We start from the raw sequence: 17,764 nt of genomic DNA on the forward strand, positions 1-17,764 counted from the left end.
CGAAGATGAGTTTTGAGATACATCGGCACGCGTCTTTCACTCACGAACCAGCAAGTGGCGTCCCCTAGGGGATTCGAACCCCTGTTACCGCCGTGAAAGGGCGGTGTCCTGGGCCTCTAGACGAAGGGGACACTGAAGTCTCAATCGCAAGACGCCTTGCTTCTTTACGTTCATCAGACAATCTGTGTGAGCACTACAAAGGCAGGTTCTTTAAGGTAAGGAGGTGATCCAACCGCAGGTTCCCCTACGGTTACCTTGTTACGACTTCACCCCAGTCATGAATCACAAAGTGGTAAGCGCCCTCCCGAAGGTTAAGCTACCTACTTCTTTTGCAACCCACTCCCATGGTGTGACGGGCGGTGTGTACAAGGCCCGGGAACGTATTCACCGTAGCATTCTGATCTACGATTACTAGCGATTCCGACTTCATGGAGTCGAGTTGCAGACTCCAATCCGGACTACGACATACTTTATGAGGTCCGCTTGCTCTCGCGAGGTCGCTTCTCTTTGTATATGCCATTGTAGCACGTGTGTAGCCCTGGTCGTAAGGGCCATGATGACTTGACGTCATCCCCACCTTCCTCCAGTTTATCACTGGCAGTCTCCTTTGAGTTCCCGGCCGAACCGCTGGCAACAAAGGATAAGGGTTGCGCTCGTTGCGGGACTTAACCCAACATTTCACAACACGAGCTGACGACAGCCATGCAGCACCTGTCTCACAGTTCCCGAAGGCACCAATCCATCTCTGGAAAGTTCTGTGGATGTCAAGACCAGGTAAGGTTCTTCGCGTTGCATCGAATTAAACCACATGCTCCACCGCTTGTGCGGGCCCCCGTCAATTCATTTGAGTTTTAACCTTGCGGCCGTACTCCCCAGGCGGTCGATTTAACGCGTTAGCTCCGGAAGCCACGCCTCAAGGGCACAACCTCCAAATCGACATCGTTTACGGCGTGGACTACCAGGGTATCTAATCCTGTTTGCTCCCCACGCTTTCGCACCTGAGCGTCAGTCTTTGTCCAGGGGGCCGCCTTCGCCACCGGTATTCCTCCAGATCTCTACGCATTTCACCGCTACACCTGGAATTCTACCCCCCTCTACAAGACTCTAGCCTGCCAGTTTCGAATGCAGTTCCCAGGTTGAGCCCGGGGATTTCACATCCGACTTGACAGACCGCCTGCGTGCGCTTTACGCCCAGTAATTCCGATTAACGCTTGCACCCTCCGTATTACCGCGGCTGCTGGCACGGAGTTAGCCGGTGCTTCTTCTGCGGGTAACGTCAATCGATGAGGTTATTAACCTCACCGCCTTCCTCCCCGCTGAAAGTGCTTTACAACCCGAAGGCCTTCTTCACACACGCGGCATGGCTGCATCAGGCTTGCGCCCATTGTGCAATATTCCCCACTGCTGCCTCCCGTAGGAGTCTGGACCGTGTCTCAGTTCCAGTGTGGCTGGTCATCCTCTCAGACCAGCTAGGGATCGTCGCCTAGGTGAGCCGTTACCCCACCTACTAGCTAATCCCATCTGGGCACATCTGATGGCATGAGGCCCGAAGGTCCCCCACTTTGGTCTTGCGACATTATGCGGTATTAGCTACCGTTTCCAGTAGTTATCCCCCTCCATCAGGCAGTTTCCCAGACATTACTCACCCGTCCGCCGCTCGTCACCCGAGAGCAAGCTCTCTGTGCTACCGCTCGACTTGCATGTGTTAGGCCTGCCGCCAGCGTTCAATCTGAGCCATGATCAAACTCTTCAATTTAAGTTTGATGCTCAAAGAATTAAACTTCGTAATGAATTACGTGTTCACTCTTGAGACTTGGTATTCATTTTTCGTCCGAGGACGTTAAGAATCCATGTCACTTTGAGTGCCCACACAGATTGTCTGATAAATTGTTAAAGAGCAGTGCCGCTTCGTTTTCGCTGCGGCGCGGGGTGTGCATATTACGCTTTCCCGCTGCAGAGTCAAGCATTTATTTTTGCTTTTCTCTGCGAGGTCCTCACCGGAACCCCGCTGACCCGGCGGCTTGTTTGCCGTTGTTCCGTGTCAGTGGAGGCGCATTATAGGGAGTAATTCTGAGGTGACAAGGGGAAATGCAAAAAAAGTTTTCAACCGTCTCTTTTTTCAACAACGCGGCGAGGAATGTCGCAAAAAACCGCCGTTTTGCCGTTTTAACCGACGAAACGGGGCGCTTGGTGGCATACTGTTAGAGTAGAGGAAAGAAAGGAACGGCATTTATGTCTTTAAGCGCACAGCAACTGGCGGCACAAAAGAACATCTCCTGGGTACTGGCCGAAAAGCTCGCCCAAAAAATACTGACTGGCGAATATCAGCCGGAAAGCATTCTTCCCGGCGAAATGGAGTTGGGGGAGCAGTTCGGCGTAAGCCGTACCGCCGTCCGCGAAGCGGTGAAGACGCTTACTGCAAAAGGCATGCTGCTGCCCCGCCCTCGCATTGGCACCCGGGTGATGCCGCGCAGCAGCTGGAATTTCCTTGATAAGGAACTGCTCTCCTGGTGGCTAACAGAAGATAACTTCGAAGAGGTGGTAAGCCACTTTCTCGTCATGCGCAGCAGCCTGGAGCCACAGGCCTGCTTTCTCGCCGCCGCCAACGGCACCGCCGGGCAAAAAGCGCAGCTCAATACATTAATGGAAGAGATGATTGCTCTGAAACGCCATTTTCAGCGCGAACGCTGGATAGAAGTCGATATGGCCTGGCATGAACATATCTATGAAATGAGCGGTAATCCTTTCCTCAGCTCTTTCGCCTCGCTGTTTCATTCGGTCTACCACACCTACTTCACGTCGATTACGCAAAATGAAGTGGTGAAGCTCGATCTCCACCAGGCGATTGTCGATGCCATTCTTAACAGTGATGCGCCGGGGGCGTTGCTCGCCTGCCAGGCATTGTTGAACGCCCCACACCACGTAAATCAATAACAAGGATTTGGCATGAGCGGAAAAAAAGGGCGCAGCATGGCTGGCCTGCCGTGGATCGCGGCGATGGCCTTCTTTATGCAGGCGCTGGATGCCACCATTCTTAACACCGCCCTCCCGGCTATCGCCCACAGTCTTAATCGTTCTCCCTTAGCGATGCAGTCGGCCATTATCAGCTATACGCTGACGGTGGCGATGCTGATCCCGGTCAGCGGCTGGCTGGCCGATCGCTTCGGCACGCGCCGGGTCTTTATCATCGCCGTTAGCCTGTTCACCCTCGGTTCCCTCGCCTGCGCCCTCTCCAGTTCCTTAACGGAACTGGTCATTTTTCGCGTAATTCAGGGGATCGGTGGGGCGATGATGATGCCGGTGGCGAGGCTGGCCCTGCTGCGTGCCTACCCCCGCAGCGAACTGTTGCCGGTCCTGAACTTTGTCACCATGCCGGGATTGGTGGGGCCGATTCTGGGCCCGGTACTCGGCGGGGTATTTGTTACCTGGGCCAGCTGGCATTGGATTTTCCTGATAAACATTCCGATCGGCGTAATTGGCATTCTGTACGCCCGTAAATACATGCCAAATTTCACAACGCCGCGCCGACGCTTCGATATAGGCGGTTTTCTGTTATTTGGCTTAAGTCTGGTGTTATTTTCCAGCGGTATTGAACTGTTTGGGGAAAAAATCGTGGCGACATGGCAGGCGCTGGCCGTGATTGCCGTCAGTCTGTTACTGCTCGTGGCCTATGTGCGTCACGCGCGTCGCCATCCGACGCCGCTTATCTCGCTCTCTTTATTTAAGACCCATACGTTCTCGGTTGGCATTGCCGGCAACCTCGCCACGCGGTTAGGTACCGGCTGCGTACCGTTTCTGATGCCGCTGATGCTGCAGGTTGGTTTCGGCTATCCGGCCATTATCGCCGGCTGTATGATCGCCCCCACCGCTATCGGCTCGATTATTGCGAAATCCACCGTTACCCAGGTGCTGCGCTGGTTTGGCTATCGTAAGACCCTGGTGGGGATCACCGTGTTTATTGGCCTTATGATCGCCCAGTTCTCGCTGCAGTCGCCAGAGATGCCGCTGTGGATGCTTCTTCTGCCGCTGTTCGTGCTGGGGATGGCGATGTCCACGCAGTTTACCGCCATGAATACCATTACCCTGGCCGATCTGACCGATGATAATGCCAGCAGCGGCAACAGCCTGCTGGCCGTCACCCAGCAGCTTTCAATTAGTCTCGGGGTGGCCATCAGCGCTGCGGTGCTACGCTTCTATGAAGGTTTTGATAATGCAAGCACGGTACAGCAGTTTCACTACACCTTTATAACCATGGGCGTGATAACCATTATATCGGCGCTGATGTTTATGCTGTTAAGAGCGAAGGATGGCCGCAACCTGATTAGCGAGCGGCATAAACGCTAAGCGGAACCGCGAACCACCAGCTCCGGCGTTAACTGAACGCGCTGCTGTTTTTGCTGCGGATCGGCCATGCGATGGATCAGTACGTCGATGGCCAGTTCCCCCAGCTCATCCTTTGGCTGGTGAATGGTGGTCAATGGCGGCGTCATATAACGTGCCAGCTCAATATCATCGTAGCCCACCAGCGCCATATCCTGCGGAATCTGCAGCCCGGCCTGGTATAACGCCTGATAAGCGCCAACCGCCATCGCATCGTTACCGACAAACACCGCCTGCGGACGCTGCGGCAACGCCAGCAGCTGCTGCATCGCGCTAAACCCGCCGCCAAACTCAAAATCACTGGTCACCACGTATCCTTCGGCAACCGGCAGGCCGCAGCGCGCCATCGCGGCATGATAGCCTTCAAGACGCAGGCGCGCCGGGGTTTTATCCAGCGGGCCGGCAATACAGGCAATGCGTGAATGCCCCTGGTCAATCAGATACTGGGTCGCCATATCGCCGCCGAGCAGCGAGTTATCCTGAATCAGATCGCTATCGCCATCAAAGGGGGCCCAGTCCATCATAACCGTCGGTACCGACGGATAGCGCTGCATGATTTCCGGGGAGGGCTGATGGGTCTCCGTGCACAGCAGGAGTAATCCATCGACGCGTTTTTGCATTAGCGTCTCCAGATTACGATTCATTCGCTGCTCATCACCTTCGGTATTGCAGAGCACGAGGCTATAACCCCGCTCAAAGCAGCTACGCTCCACGCCCCGCACCAGCTCCGAATAAAACGGATTGGTACTGGCGGTGATCAGCATGCCGATGGTACGGGTTTGATTGAGCTTGAGGCTACGCGCCAGCGCAGAGGGGGCGTAGTTGAGGCTTTTGATCGCAGCGTCAACTTTGGCGGTAATCGCCTCGCTGACAAAGCGGTCCTTATTGATGACGTGTGACACCGTCGATGTGGAAACGCCCGCGATGCGGGCCACATCTTTCATCGTAGCCAAGCATTACCCCTGTTGCGCTAAAAATTCATCGATCTCTGTGCGCCACGGCACGGACGGCTGAGCGCCTTTGCGGGTTACGGCGATCGCCGCTGCGGCATGCGCAAAGCGAATCGCCTCCGGCAGGGCGGTCCCTTCCAGCAGCGCGGTCACCAGCGCGCCGTTAAAGGTATCACCGGCCGCGATAGTATCAATGGCCTGTACGCGAAACCCTAGGATCCGGCGGCTTTCGCCTTCGGCACTGAGCCAGACGCCGCGGCTGCCGAGGGTGATCATCACCGTACCAATGCCTTTGGCATGCAGCACGTCGGCGGCTTTTGCCGCATCTTCGTCACTCTCAACGCGAATACCGGTCAGCTTTTCCGCTTCGGTTTCGTTAGGGGTAATAATATCCACCAGCGCCAGCAGTTCATCCGGTAGTTCACGCGCTGGCGCGGGGTTCAGCACCACGGTGGTGTGATGGTGATGGGCGATTTTCGCCGCCGCTATGACGCTCTCCAGCGGCGACTCCAGCTGCATCAACAACGCCTGTGCGCTGGCGATACGCTCTTTTTCCGCCTCAACCTGGGAGACGGAAAGCGCCGCATTGGCGCCGGCATGAATACCGATGACATTCTCACCTTCGGCGTTAACGAAAATTAACGCCACCCCGGTCGCTTCCCCGGCAACCGCGCGCACGGGCGCCACGTCGATTTTATCGCTCGCCAGCTGACGACGGATGCGTTCACCGATATCGTCATCGCCGGTGCAGGCGATAAACGCGATATCCGCTCCGCTGCGCCCGGCGGCCACCGCCTGGTTGGCCCCTTTTCCACCGAACGCCACCTGATAATGGTGGCCGGTGACGGTTTCGCCCGGCGTCGGGAAAGCGTCAAGGTTAAGAATGTGATCGGCATTGATACTGCCAAGGACGACAAGTTTGCCTGCAGTTTTCATCATTTCTGTTCCCGGGAAAGCGCGCCACCGGGATCCGGTGGCGCATGCCCTGCTTTTCTTTTTTTATATTGTCCCTCGGACCGTTGCCAGTCCGAATCGCATATTACTGCTTAACGACCAGCTTCAGCTCAACCGGGTAGTTAGCTTCCACTTTTTCGCCCTTCAGTACCTTATCAGCAGTCTCAACGCCTTTCGCGCCGATCTGCTCCGGCAACTGTGCGACGGTCGCCGCCAGTTTGCCACTGTTTACTGCTTTTTCGCCATCCGGAGTGCCGTCAAATCCAACCACCATCACATCGGACTTGCCTGCGGTCTGCAGCGCGCGCAGGGCGCCCAGCGCCATTTCATCATTTTGCGCAAACACTGCCTGGACGTCAGGATGTGCGGTCAGCAGGTTCTGCATCACGTTCAGGCCTTTGGTGCGGTCAAAATCGGCCGGCTGGCTGGCCAGGACGTTGAATTTGTGCGCCGCCACGGCCTGTTTAAAGCCTTCGCCACGCTCGCGCGCCGCAGAAGTTCCGGCAATGCCCTGCAGCTCAATGACTTTTGCACTTTCACCCACTTTTTTCGCGATGTAATCGCCAGCCATTTTCCCACCCTGCACGTTGTCAGAGGCGATATGGCTCACGACATCGCCTTTTGTCGCCTGACGGTCGAGAGTGATGACCGGGATTTTCGCCTGGTTCGCCATCTTCACGGCGTTGCCGACGGCATCAGAGTCGGTGGGGTTGATCAGCAGCAGCTTGGTACCGCGCACCGTTAAATCCTGGACGTTCGCCAGCTCTTTCGCCGGGTTGTTCTGGGAATCCAGCACCACCAGGTTGTAGCCCAGCTTGTCAGCTTCTTTTTGCGCGCCGTCTTTCAGCGACACGAAGAACGGGTTGTTGAGGGTAGAGATAACCAGAGCGATGGTGTCTTTGGCCATCGCGTTCGCGCTAACGGTCGCACTTAGCGCAACAGCAGAGACCAGGGTCGCCAGTTTTTTCATATTCATAGTTAAGATGTCCTGTAGAGTTCTCAGTTACTGCTTTTTGTTATCTACCAGTACCGCCAGCAAAATCACCACCGCTTTAACGATCATCTGGTAATAGGAAGAAACGCCTAAAAGATTAAGACCATTATTCAGGAAGCCAAGGATCAGCGCACCAATCAGCGTGCCGACAATGCGTCCTTTGCCACCAGCGAGGCTGGTGCCGCCGAGCACCACCGCCGCAATGGCGTCCAGCTCATAGCCCGTCCCCGCCGTCGGCTGCGCGGAGGAGAGACGCGCCACTTCGATGATCCCGGCCAGCGAAGCCAGCATTCCGCACAAGGCGTAAACGATAATTTTAACTTTATTGACGCTAATCCCGGACAGACGCGTCGCCGCTTCATTACCGCCCAGGGCATAAATATAACGGCCCAGGCGAGTATGGTGCAGCATGTACCAGGCCGCCAGGAAGACAATCGCCATGATCCATACCGGCGTCGGGATCCCCAGCGGACGCCCGATGCCAAACCAGCCAAACAGATCGGCATTATCGCTAAAGCCGGTATTGATCGGGCTGCCGTTGGTGTACACCATGGTTACGCCGCGCAGCAGCAGCATCATCACCAGGGTGGCGATGAAGGCCTGCACGCGGCCTCTCGCTACAATCACCCCGGTGACTGCGCCGATCGCCGCACCTAATGCGAGGGCAGCCGCGACCGCCACCAGCGCATTAACCTCAATGCCAACGATCGACGCTGCCACCGCACCGGTGAGCGCCAGCAGGGAACCGACGGACAGATCGATCCCCGAGGTCAGTATGACCAGCGTCATCCCTACCGCCATAATGGCGTTAACGGAGGTTTGCTGCAGAATATTGAACAGGTTATTGACGGTAAAAAAGTTGGGGCTCATGGTCGATACCACCGCGATCAGCACCAGCAGGGCAATCAGCGATTTTTGCTCCATCAGCCACGCTTTTGTGAAATAGCGGCGACCAGAAACAGCCTGGGTTGTCATCTTTCTTACTCCTGATTCACACGGTTAAGCTTGCCCACAGCGGCAGCCATCAATACTTCCTGGGTGGCCTGCTCGCGTGTGAATTCACCGCCGAGATGCCCTTCATGCATCACTATGATGCGATCGCTCATGCCCAACACTTCCGGCATCTCGGAGGAGACCAGAATGATGCTCAGGCCGTCGGCTTTGAACTGGTTGATGAGCTGGTAGATCTCTTTCTTCGCCCCGACGTCGACGCCGCGGGTCGGTTCATCGAGGATCAGCACCTTCGGCCGGGTCATCAGCCCGCGGGCGATGGCGACCTTTTGCTGGTTGCCGCCGGAGAGCAGGCCGATCGCCTGCTCCATGGACGGCGTTTTCACGTTAAACAGGCGGATGAAATCACTCACCGCCTGCTGTTCATCTTTATGCTTAAGACTACCGCCCGCCCGGCTGAAATAGCGCAGCGCCGTCAGGGACATGTTTTCTTTTACCGACATCCCGAGAACCAGACCATCGCGCTTACGGTCTTCGGAGATATAGACAATGCCGTTCGCCAGACCATCCTGCGGCGAACGGGTCACCACTTCGCGGCCATCGAGCGTCACGGAACCGCTGCTGCGCGGCAGCGCGCCGTACAGCACTTTCATCAGTTCGGTCCGCCCCGCGCCCATCAGCCCGGCAACGCCGAGGATCTCCCCCTGGCGCAGGGCAAAGGTCACGTTATCCACCCCCGGGCCGCAGAAGTTGTCGACCTTCAGGCGCACCGCGCCGGGCGCCTTATCGAGGTGGGGATATTGGTCTTCCAGCTTACGGCCGACCATCATCTCGATAAGTCGGTCCTCATCCAGCGACGAGACCTCGCGCTCGGCGATAAACTGCCCGTCACGAAAGACCGTCACGTCGTCGCAAATCTCGAAGATCTCTTTCATACGGTGGGAGATATAGACGATACCGCGCCCCTGCGACTTCAGTTCGCGGATGACGCGGAACAGCGATTCGGTTTCGGTATCGGTCAGCGCATCGGTCGGTTCATCCATAATGATGACTTTCGATTCGAAGCTCAGCACTTTGGCGATCTCCACCATTTGCTGATCGCCAATCGATAGATCGCCCACCAGTTTCTGGCTGGTAAAGCGGAGATTCAGCTTTGCCAACAGCTTGTCGGCTTCGGCATACATCAGCTTCCAGTCGATTTTGCCAAAACGGTTAACGAACTCGCGGCCAAGGAAGATGTTCTCGGCGATCGTCAACTGAGGGATCAGGTTCAGTTCCTGATGGATAATGCCGATCCCGGCTTCCTGGGAGGATTTTGGGCCGTTAAAGGTCGTCTCTTTGCCTAACCACAGCAAAGAGCCGGCATCACGGGTGTAGATCCCGGTCAACACCTTCATCATAGTGGACTTGCCGGCGCCATTTTCCCCTACCAGCGCCATCACCCGGCCGGCATAGACATTCAGCGCCGCGCCGGAGAGCGCCTTGACGCCAGGGAACGCTTTGTCGATCCCTTTCAGTTGCAATAAGGCTTCCATGACGGCGACCTCAGAACGTGACGCCGGCACAGAGAATGATATTCGCAAACGGGGAACACTCCCCGCTGCGAATTACCGCCTGACTGTCTGCGGTTTGTTTTTTGAACTGCTCATGGCTGGTGTAACGAATTTCAATGGTATTTCCCTGGTGCTGCTGCAGCTGCTCGAGGTGAGTGAGCAACGTCGCGTGGAGCTGCGGATTATGGGTTTTAATCTCTTCCGCGATGACAGCCGCTTCAACCTGCATTTCCGTCGTCACCACTTCCAGCACCTGCATAAATGAAGGTACGCCCTGAGTCAGCGCCATATCAATGCGCGTGCTGCTGCGGGGAACCGGTAATCCGGCATCGCAGACCACCAGCGTATCGGTGTGGCCCAGGCGGGAAATGACCGCGGAAATATCAGCGTTAAGTACGGTGCCTTTTTTCATTTTTTCTCTTTTGCTCCACTAGCGAAACGTTTCGCTAAAATAATTATTATCAATGTGTGAGCAGAAAACCATCACCAGAAGAGAGAAATGTGATCGCCATCGAAACGTTTCGCGAGGCAGCGACAGGACATAACAACCGGAGTGAGAAACAAAAAGCCCTTCGCAACGGAAGGGCTTTTTTGACATCAGATTTCGACCTGGGTACCGAGCTCGATAACCCGGTTTGGCGGGATCTCAAACTGATCCGGCGCCCGCAGGGCGTTACGCTGCAGCAGCAGATAAAGCTTGCCGCGCAGGCGCAGATACCATGGCCGTTTGCCGATAATCAGCGACTCATGCGACATAAAGAACGAGGTTTCCATCATCCGGCAGCTGAGTCCTTCCAGGCCACAGCGGTGGAACACCTCTTCAACGTTAGGCGTTTCCCGCCAGCCGTAGCTGGCCACCACCCGCCAGAAGGACGGTGACAGCTGCTCAATCTGCACCCGGCGAACGTTATGCACGTAAGGCGCATCTTCGGTACGCAGGGTCAGGAGGATCACTCGCTCATGCAGCACCTTGTTGTGCTTCAGGTTATGCAGAAGGGCAAACGGGATCACGTTCAGGGCGCGGGACATATACACCGCAGTACCCGGCACACGCACTGGCGGTGACTTCTCCAGCGAAGAGATCATCGCTTCCAGCGAGTTGCCATGCTCGTGCATCCGGCGCAGCAGGCGGAAACGCTCGCTCTTCCAGGTCGTCATCACCGTAAACATGACCATCCCCAGGGACAACGGTAGCCAGCCGCCGGAGACAATCTTATCGAGGTTCGCCGAGAACAGCGGAATATCAATGCACAGGAAGGCCACCAGCATCAGACCGACAAACAGCTTGTTCCAGTGCCAGTTTTTGCGCGCCACGGTCGCCGACAGAATGGAGGTCAGCACCATGGTGCCCGTTACGGCGATACCATACGCCGCCGCCAGGTTAGACGAATGCTCAAAGCTGACGATAACGATGACCACAGAAACGTACAGCAGCCAGTTAATGAACGGAATGTAAATCTGCCCGGACTCCATTTCCGAGGTATGGATAATGCGCATCGGCGACAGATAGCCCAGACGCACTGCCTGACGGGTCAGGGAGAAGACCCCGGAAATCACTGCCTGGGAGGCGATAACCGTCGCCAGCGTGGCGATAATCAGCATCGGGATCAGCGCCCACTCAGGCGCCAGCAGGAAGAACGGGTTTTTAATCGCTTCCGGGTGCTTCAGCAGCAGCGCGCCCTGGCCAAAATAGTTCAGCACCAACGAGGGCAGCACGACGGAGAACCAGGCAACGCGGATCGGCAGTTTGCCGAAGTGGCCCATATCGGCGTACAGCGCTTCCACCCCGGTAATCGACAGCACCACCGCGCCAAGCGCAATAAAGGAAACGGTCTTGTATTGCAGGAAGAAGTGCACAGCCCAGTAGGGGTTCAGCGCCTGCAGAACTTCCGGATTAGCGTAAATGCTTCGCGCGCCCAGCACCGCCAGCAACAGGAACCAGATCAGCATAATCGGCGCAAACAGCTTGCCGACCATGCCAGTCCCGTGCTTCTGGATCACAAACAGCAGGGTGAGCACGATAATGGAGATAGGGACAATCCAGGTATCGAGCTGCGGGGCGATAATTTCTAACCCCTCTATCGCCGACATTACCGAAATCGCCGGGGTAATCACCACTTCGCCATAGAAGAAACTGCCGCCGATAAGGCCGAGGATCACCAGCACGGAGGTCATTCTGGCCGAAGTATTACGTCCGGCCAGCGACATCAGCGTTAAGATCCCGCCTTCCCCGGCGTTATCCGCCCGCATCACGAAGGTGATGTATTTAATCGATACGGTAAAGATTAACAGCCAGAAAATCAGCGACAAAAAGCCAAAAACGGCATCGCGCTCTACGCCAAAGCCAAACTGACCTGACAGGCATTCGCGCAGGGTATACAGTGGACTGGTACCGATATCGCCGTACACCACGCCGATGGCCGCCAGCGTTAACGCCGGCAACGATTGTTTATTATCAGTGCTCATAGACTAGTCTTTTCGTTTATAAAACAAATGTGTGCCTAGTCCCTTGGCCCACAAAAAGCGCACAGTATGCACGATTATTTGTGAAATCGTACCCCTAACAGACACCATATTAACCTGGCTCAAAAAAAATAAATCGATTCTTCAGGCTATTACCGCCCCGGCTCTAACATCTATACTCGTCCCAATAACGATACATGACAAAGCACGCAACTCAATTATGGCTCAAACACATTTACTGGCTGAAAGAATTTCCCGGCTCAGCGCGGCACTCGAAAAAGGACTCTTTGAACGCAGCCACGCGATACGCCTCTGCCTGCTGGCGGCGCTCAGCGGCGAGAGCGTTTTTTTGCTTGGTCCACCGGGGATCGCCAAAAGCCTGATTGCCCGCCGCCTCAAATTCGCCTTCCAGCAGGCGCGCGCTTTTGAATACCTGATGACCCGCTTCTCCACCCCGGAAGAGGTATTTGGGCCACTGTCCATTCAGGCGCTGAAAGATGAAGGCCGTTACGAACGTTTAACCGCCGGCTACCTGCCGGAAGCGGAAATCGTGTTTCTCGATGAAATATGGAAAGCAGGTCCGGCTATCCTCAACACCCTACTGACGGCGATTAACGAACGTCACTTCCGCAATGGCGCGCATGAAGAGAAAATCCCAATGCGCCTGCTGGTGGCCGCGTCGAACGAACTCCCGGAAGCCGACAGCAGCCTGGAAGCGCTGTATGACCGAATGCTGATCCGTCTATGGCTTGATAAAGTGCAGGATAAAGGTAATTTCCGTTCGATGCTGGTCAGCCAGCAGGATGAAAACAGCAATCCAGTGCCCAGCGCGCTGCAGGTGAGCGACGAGGAATTTACCCAATGGCAGCAGCAGATCGGCAATATTAAACTGCCGGACGCGGTGTTTGAGCTGATATTCCAGCTCCGCCAGCAGCTGGACGCCCTGCCAAATGCCCCCTACGTCTCGGATCGCCGCTGGAAAAAGGCTATTCGCCTGCTGCAGGCCAGCGCCTTCTTCAGCGGCCGCGACAGCATCGCGCCGATTGACCTTATCCTGCTGAAAGATTGTCTGTGGCACAACGTCGAAAGTATGAACCTGATGTCGCAGCAGCTGGAAACGCTCATGACCTGTCACGCCTGGCAACAGCAGGCGATGCTGACGCGGTTGGGGGCGATTGTGCAGCGACGCATTCAGATCCAACAACAGCAAAGCGACAAAACGGCGCTGAAGGTCACCCGCCTTGGCGGGATGTTTAGCCGCAAACCGCACTATGAACTGCCGGCGGAGATCCAGGGGACCACCCTGACGCTGCTGCTGCAGCAGCCGCTCAAACTTCACGATATGGAAGTGATCCACATTACTTTTGAACGCGAGGCGTTAGCCAACTGGCTGGAAAAGGGCGGCGAGATCCGCGGTAAGCTCAACGGGATCGGCTTTGCCCAACTACTCAATATGGATGTCGACACCAGCCAGCATCTGGTCGTCCGCGATGTGAGCCTGCAGGGCTCACGCCTCGCGCTGCCCGGCAGCGCAGCGCAGGAGAATATGCCGGCGGAAATTCGCCAGCAGCTGGAAGCGCTGGATGATGAGTGGCACCAGCAACACAACCGCTTCAGCGAGCAGCAAAAGTGCCTGTTTATCCCGGTCGAATGGCTGGGAAGAATCGAAGCCAGCCTGCAGGACGTCGGCGCGCAGATTAAACAGGCGAAGCAGCCATGACGCTCGATATGCTGAATGTCATGCTGGCAGTCAGCGAAGAGGGAATGATCGAGGAGATGCTGCTGGCGCTGTTGGCCTCTCCTCAGCTGGCGGTGTTCTTTGAAAAATTTCCCCGCCTGAAAAACATCATCGCGGCGGATATTCCGCGCTGGCGGGAAGCCGTTCGCGCCCGCTTAAAAGAAGTTAACATCCCGCCGGATCTGGACGCCGAAGTGCAAACCTATCAGCAGGCTCAGCTGCTCTCTACCTCGCAGTTTATCGTCCAGCTCCCGCAAATTCTCGGCAAACTGCACCAGCTCCAGTCCCCTTTTGCCGCCCAGGCGCAGAAGCTGGTGGATGACAATGCCACCTTTACCCCGGCGCTCCATACGCTGTTTTTACAGCGCTGGCGACTGAGCCTGGTGGTGCAAGCCACCAGCCTTAACCAGCAGCTGCTGGACGAGGAGCGCGACCAGTTGCTCAGTGAGGTCCAGGAACGAATGACGCTCAGCGGTCAGCTCGATCCGGTGCTGGCGGAAAATGATACCGCCGCCGGACGCCTGTGGGATATGAGCGCCGGGGAACTCAAACGAGGCGACTACCAGCTGATCGTGCGCTATGGCGATTTTCTTAACCAGCAACCGGAGCTGCTGCAGCTGGCGGAACAGCTGGGGCGTTCAAGGGAAGCGAAATCCGTGCCGAAGAAAGATGCGCCGATGGAAACCTTCCGCAGCCTGGTACGCGAGCCGGCAACGGTGCCTGAACAGGTCGACGGCCTCCAACAGAGTGACGACATTCTACGCCTGCTGCCGCCGGAGCTGGCGACGCTTGGCATCACGGAGCTGGAGTTTGAATTTTATCGCAAGCTGGTGGAGAAACAGCTGCTCACCTACCGGCTACACGGCGATGCCTGGCGCGAGAAAATTACCGAACGCCCGGTAACGCGGCAGGATTTTGATGAGCAACCGCGCGGGCCGTTCATTGTCTGCGTCGATACGTCAGGATCGATGGGCGGTTTTAACGAACAGTGCGCTAAGGCCTTTTGTCTGGCCCTGATGCGCATCGCGCTGGCCGATAACCGTCGCTGCTTCATTATGCTGTTCTCCAGCGAAGTGGTGCATTACGAGTTGACCAGCGAGAGCGGACTGGAGCAGGCGATCCGTTTCCTGAGCCAGCGTTTTCGCGGCGGCACCGATCTGGCCAGCTGTTTTCGCGCCATTATTGAACGTTTGCAAAACCCGCAGTGGGTGGATGCGGATGCCGTGGTGATCTCCGACTTTATTGCCCAACGGTTGCCGGATGAGGTGATTGCTCAGGTGGGGGAGTTACAGCGTAAGCATCAGCACCGTTTTCACGCGGTGGCGATGTCGGTTCACGGCAAACCCGGCATCATGCGCATCTTCGATCATATCTGGCGCTTTGACACCGGGCTGCGTAGCCGCCTGCTGCGACGCTGGCGGCGCTAATCGTTACAGCAGCGCGGAAACGCTTTCGCGAACCTGCGCTGGCCATACGCCGCACTGCACCTGACCGATATGGTCAAGCTGCAGCAACAGCATCGTCAAACGAGACTGGCCAATGCCGCCGCCGATAGTCTGCGGCATCTCGCCGCGCAGCAGCGCCTGGTGCCACTCCAGTTTCAGGCGATCTTCATCGCCGGTCAGCGCCAGCTGGCGCTTTAGCGCCTCGGCGTCAACGCGGATCCCCATCGAGGAGATCTCGAACGCATCCTCCAGCACCGGGTTCCACACCAGGATATCGCCGTTCAGGCCGGCAAAACCTTCAGAAACCTCAGTACTCCAGTCATCATAATCCGGCGCACGCACGTCGTGGCGCTTGCCATCAGCTAGTTTGCCGCCGATACCAATTAAGAAGACGGCGCCCAGCTCTTTGGCAATAGCCCGCTCACGACCTTTGGCATCAAGCTCTGGATAGCGGCTCAGCAGCTCCTGGCTGTGAACAAAATGGATCTGTTCCGGCAGGAACGGCGTCAGGCCAAACTCCTGGCTGACCGCCAGCTCGGTGGCTTTGATCCCGGCGTAGATCGCCTCGACGGTTGCCTTCAGGGTGCCGACGTGACGCTCTTCATCCCCCATCACGCGCTCCCAGTCCCACTGGTCCACATAGACGGAATGGATAGGCGTCAGACGGTCTTCATCGGGGCGAAGGGCTTTCATGTGCGTGTACAGCCCTTCGCCCGCGCTGAAGTCGTGTTGTCCCAGGGTTTGACGCTTCCACTTCGCCAGCGAATGAACCACTTCGAACTGGGCGTCGGGCAGTGTTTTCACTTTTACCTGAACCGCTTTCTCGCAGCCGGACAAGTTATCCTGCGTCCCATCGCCCACGCGGCTTAAGATTGGCGCCTGGACTTCAATCAGGCCAAGCTTCTCTTCCAGCTGACGGGAAAAGTGGGATTTAACGAAACTGATCTGGCGTTGTTTTGCGATATATGCGGTTTTCATTTTTATGACTCCTGCGTCCTGTTGCCATTGATTAAGCAACAAAACAGGGCGACAATACAATAATCAATCAATAAAAAGGCGCATCAACTTTTAATTCATTAAAATATGGCGCTAAAATAGTAAGAACCCTCAAACTTCATAAGAAAAAGATATGGAAAATTATCAGATCGACAATCTGGACCGCGGCATTCTTGATGCGCTGATGGCCAACGCCCGTACCGCCTATGCCGAACTGGCCAAACAGTTCAGCGTCAGCCCGGGCACCATTCACGTGCGCGTCGAAAAGATGAAGCAGGCGGGTATCATTACCGGCGCGCGCATTGACGTCAGCCCCAAGCAGCTGGGCTACGACGTCGGTTGCTTTATCGGCATTATTTTAAAAAGCGCCAAAGACTATCCCTCCGCCCTCGCCCGCCTGGAAAGTCTGGAGGAGGTCACCGAGGCTTACTACACCACCGGCCACTACAGCATCTTTATTAAGGTGATGTGTAAATCCATCGATGCTCTGCAGCAGGTACTTATCAACAAGATCCAAACAATCGATGAAATTCAGTCCACTGAAACTCTGATCGTGCTGCAGAACCCGATCATGCGCACCATCAAGCCCTGATCGCTTTTTTTAATCCCACATTTTTCCACAGGTAGATCCCAGCTCGCTCACAGCGTACAATACGCCACTCTGAACAGTTGAGCGGGCGATCGGCGATCTATGGCAGACATTACACTTATCAGCGGCAGCACCCTGGGCAGTGCGGAATATGTAGCAGAGCATCTGGCGGAAAAGCTGGAAGAAGCCGGCTATAGCACTGAAATCCAGCACGGTCCGCTGGTGGACGATCTGCAGGCGCAAGGGATCTGGTTAATTATCTCTTCCACCCATGGCGCCGGCGACATTCCCGACAACCTGGTTCCCTTCTATGACGCGCTGCAGGAGAAGCTGGCCGATCTTTCCGCCGTGCGCTTTGGCGCTATAGGGATCGGCAGCCGCGAATACGACACCTTTTGCGGCGCGATCGATAAATTAGAAGCGGCGCTGAAGGCCTGCGGGGCAAAACAGATCGGTGAGACGCTGAAGATCAACGTCCTTGAACACGAAATTCCGGAGGATCCAGCGGAAATCTGGCTGGGATCCTGGAAAAATTTGCTCTGAGAATTGTAAAGATCGTCCGATCTTCTGTGGATAACCATGCTTAAAAGCTTGGATCAACCGGTAGTTATCCAAAGAATAACCGTAGTATGGTTTTTGAGCTGTGCATAACCCTTCATTCTGATCCCAGCTTATACGGACCAGGATCACCGATCATTCACAGATAGTGATCCTTCTTAAGCTTTTGATCTTACTTCGCGGATCCGACTTA

General features: G+C 55.9%; 14 protein-coding genes, 1 tRNA gene and 1 rRNA gene. 6 read left to right on the top strand and 10 right to left on the bottom strand.

The window, feature by feature from the left end; genetic code table 11:
• Positions 1-55: 55 nt before the first annotated feature.
• A tRNA-Glu gene (locus KB890_RS14050) sits at positions 56-131 on the bottom strand.
• A gap of 85 nt (positions 132-216) precedes the next feature.
• Positions 217-1,756: ribosomal RNA gene (locus KB890_RS14055) — 16S ribosomal RNA — on the bottom strand.
• Positions 1,757-2,232: 476 nt separating this feature from the next.
• Between KB890_RS14055 and KB890_RS14060 the strand changes: the two genes are divergently transcribed.
• Together KB890_RS14060 and mdtD are read left to right on the top strand one after the other, a co-directional pair.
• Positions 2,233-2,934, top strand: coding sequence for a FadR/GntR family transcriptional regulator (locus tag KB890_RS14060; protein ID WP_002882540.1), 702 nt, complete (start codon positions 2,233-2,235; stop codon positions 2,932-2,934).
• Positions 2,935-2,946: 12 nt separating this feature from the next.
• Complete coding sequence (gene mdtD / locus KB890_RS14065; protein ID WP_002882539.1) at positions 2,947-4,344, top strand: multidrug transporter subunit MdtD; 1,398 nt, start codon at positions 2,947-2,949, stop codon at positions 4,342-4,344.
• Here the strand turns inward: mdtD and rbsR are convergent.
• The 7 genes from rbsR to kup all read right to left on the bottom strand — a co-directional run bounded on the left by rbsR (position 4,341) and on the right by kup (position 12,248).
• A complete protein-coding gene (gene rbsR, locus KB890_RS14070) occupies positions 4,341-5,333 on the bottom strand; it encodes a ribose operon transcriptional repressor RbsR (protein ID WP_004187944.1) in 993 nt (330 codons plus the stop codon). The genes mdtD and rbsR overlap by 4 nt on opposite strands.
• Before the next feature lie 3 nt (positions 5,334-5,336).
• Positions 5,337-6,269, bottom strand: a complete 933-nt coding sequence (gene rbsK, locus KB890_RS14075; protein WP_004181606.1) for a ribokinase — start codon at positions 6,267-6,269, stop codon at positions 5,337-5,339.
• A 100-nt stretch (positions 6,270-6,369) separates the two neighbouring features.
• On the bottom strand, positions 6,370-7,260 hold the full coding sequence (gene rbsB, locus KB890_RS14080) for a ribose ABC transporter substrate-binding protein RbsB (protein ID WP_002882536.1): 891 nt from the start codon (positions 7,258-7,260) through the stop codon (positions 6,370-6,372).
• Positions 7,261-7,287: 27 nt separating this feature from the next.
• Positions 7,288-8,253 carry a ribose ABC transporter permease gene (rbsC, locus tag KB890_RS14085; RefSeq protein ID WP_002882531.1) on the bottom strand — a complete coding sequence of 322 codons (966 nt, stop codon included), beginning with the start codon at positions 8,251-8,253 and terminating at the stop codon, positions 7,288-7,290.
• Between the two features lie 5 nt (positions 8,254-8,258).
• Positions 8,259-9,764, bottom strand: a complete 1,506-nt coding sequence (gene rbsA / locus KB890_RS14090; protein ID WP_020324519.1) for a ribose ABC transporter ATP-binding protein RbsA — start codon at positions 9,762-9,764, stop codon at positions 8,259-8,261.
• Between the two features lie 10 nt (positions 9,765-9,774).
• On the bottom strand, positions 9,775-10,194 hold the full coding sequence (rbsD, locus tag KB890_RS14095) for a D-ribose pyranase (RefSeq protein WP_002882527.1): 420 nt from the start codon (positions 10,192-10,194) through the stop codon (positions 9,775-9,777).
• 185 nt (positions 10,195-10,379) lie between these two features.
• Complete coding sequence (gene kup / locus KB890_RS14100) at positions 10,380-12,248, bottom strand: low affinity potassium transporter Kup (RefSeq protein WP_002882520.1); 1,869 nt, start codon at positions 12,246-12,248, stop codon at positions 10,380-10,382.
• Positions 12,249-12,465: 217 nt separating this feature from the next.
• Between kup and ravA the strand changes: the two genes are divergently transcribed.
• Together ravA and viaA are read left to right on the top strand one after the other, a co-directional pair.
• The gene (ravA, locus tag KB890_RS14105; protein WP_004151555.1) at positions 12,466-13,965 is read left to right on the top strand and encodes an ATPase RavA; all 1,500 of its coding nucleotides are present in this window, start codon (positions 12,466-12,468) and stop codon (positions 13,963-13,965) included.
• Positions 13,962-15,410 carry an ATPase RavA stimulator ViaA gene (viaA, locus tag KB890_RS14110; RefSeq protein ID WP_002882517.1) on the top strand — a complete coding sequence of 483 codons (1,449 nt, stop codon included), beginning with the start codon at positions 13,962-13,964 and terminating at the stop codon, positions 15,408-15,410. Before ravA ends, viaA begins: the two co-directional genes overlap by 4 nt.
• A gap of 3 nt (positions 15,411-15,413) precedes the next feature.
• On the opposite strand, the gene asnA is transcribed toward viaA, so the two are convergent.
• Positions 15,414-16,406: an aspartate--ammonia ligase gene (gene asnA, locus KB890_RS14115; protein WP_002882514.1), complete on the bottom strand. Its 993-nt coding sequence runs from the start codon at positions 16,404-16,406 to the stop codon at positions 15,414-15,416.
• Positions 16,407-16,557: 151 nt separating this feature from the next.
• Here asnA and asnC point away from each other — a divergent pair, with 151 nt between their 5' ends.
• Together asnC and mioC are read left to right on the top strand one after the other, a co-directional pair.
• Positions 16,558-17,016, top strand: coding sequence for a transcriptional regulator AsnC (gene asnC, locus KB890_RS14120; protein ID WP_002882510.1), 459 nt, complete (start codon positions 16,558-16,560; stop codon positions 17,014-17,016).
• 99 nt (positions 17,017-17,115) lie between these two features.
• Positions 17,116-17,556: an FMN-binding protein MioC gene (gene mioC, locus KB890_RS14125; RefSeq protein WP_004181604.1), complete on the top strand. Its 441-nt coding sequence runs from the start codon at positions 17,116-17,118 to the stop codon at positions 17,554-17,556.
• Positions 17,557-17,764: the final 208 nt, after the last annotated feature.

Origin of the sequence: Klebsiella sp. P1954 (assembly GCF_018199955.1) — a bacterium.
GTDB classification, from domain to species: domain Bacteria; phylum Pseudomonadota; class Gammaproteobacteria; order Enterobacterales; family Enterobacteriaceae; genus Klebsiella; species Klebsiella pneumoniae.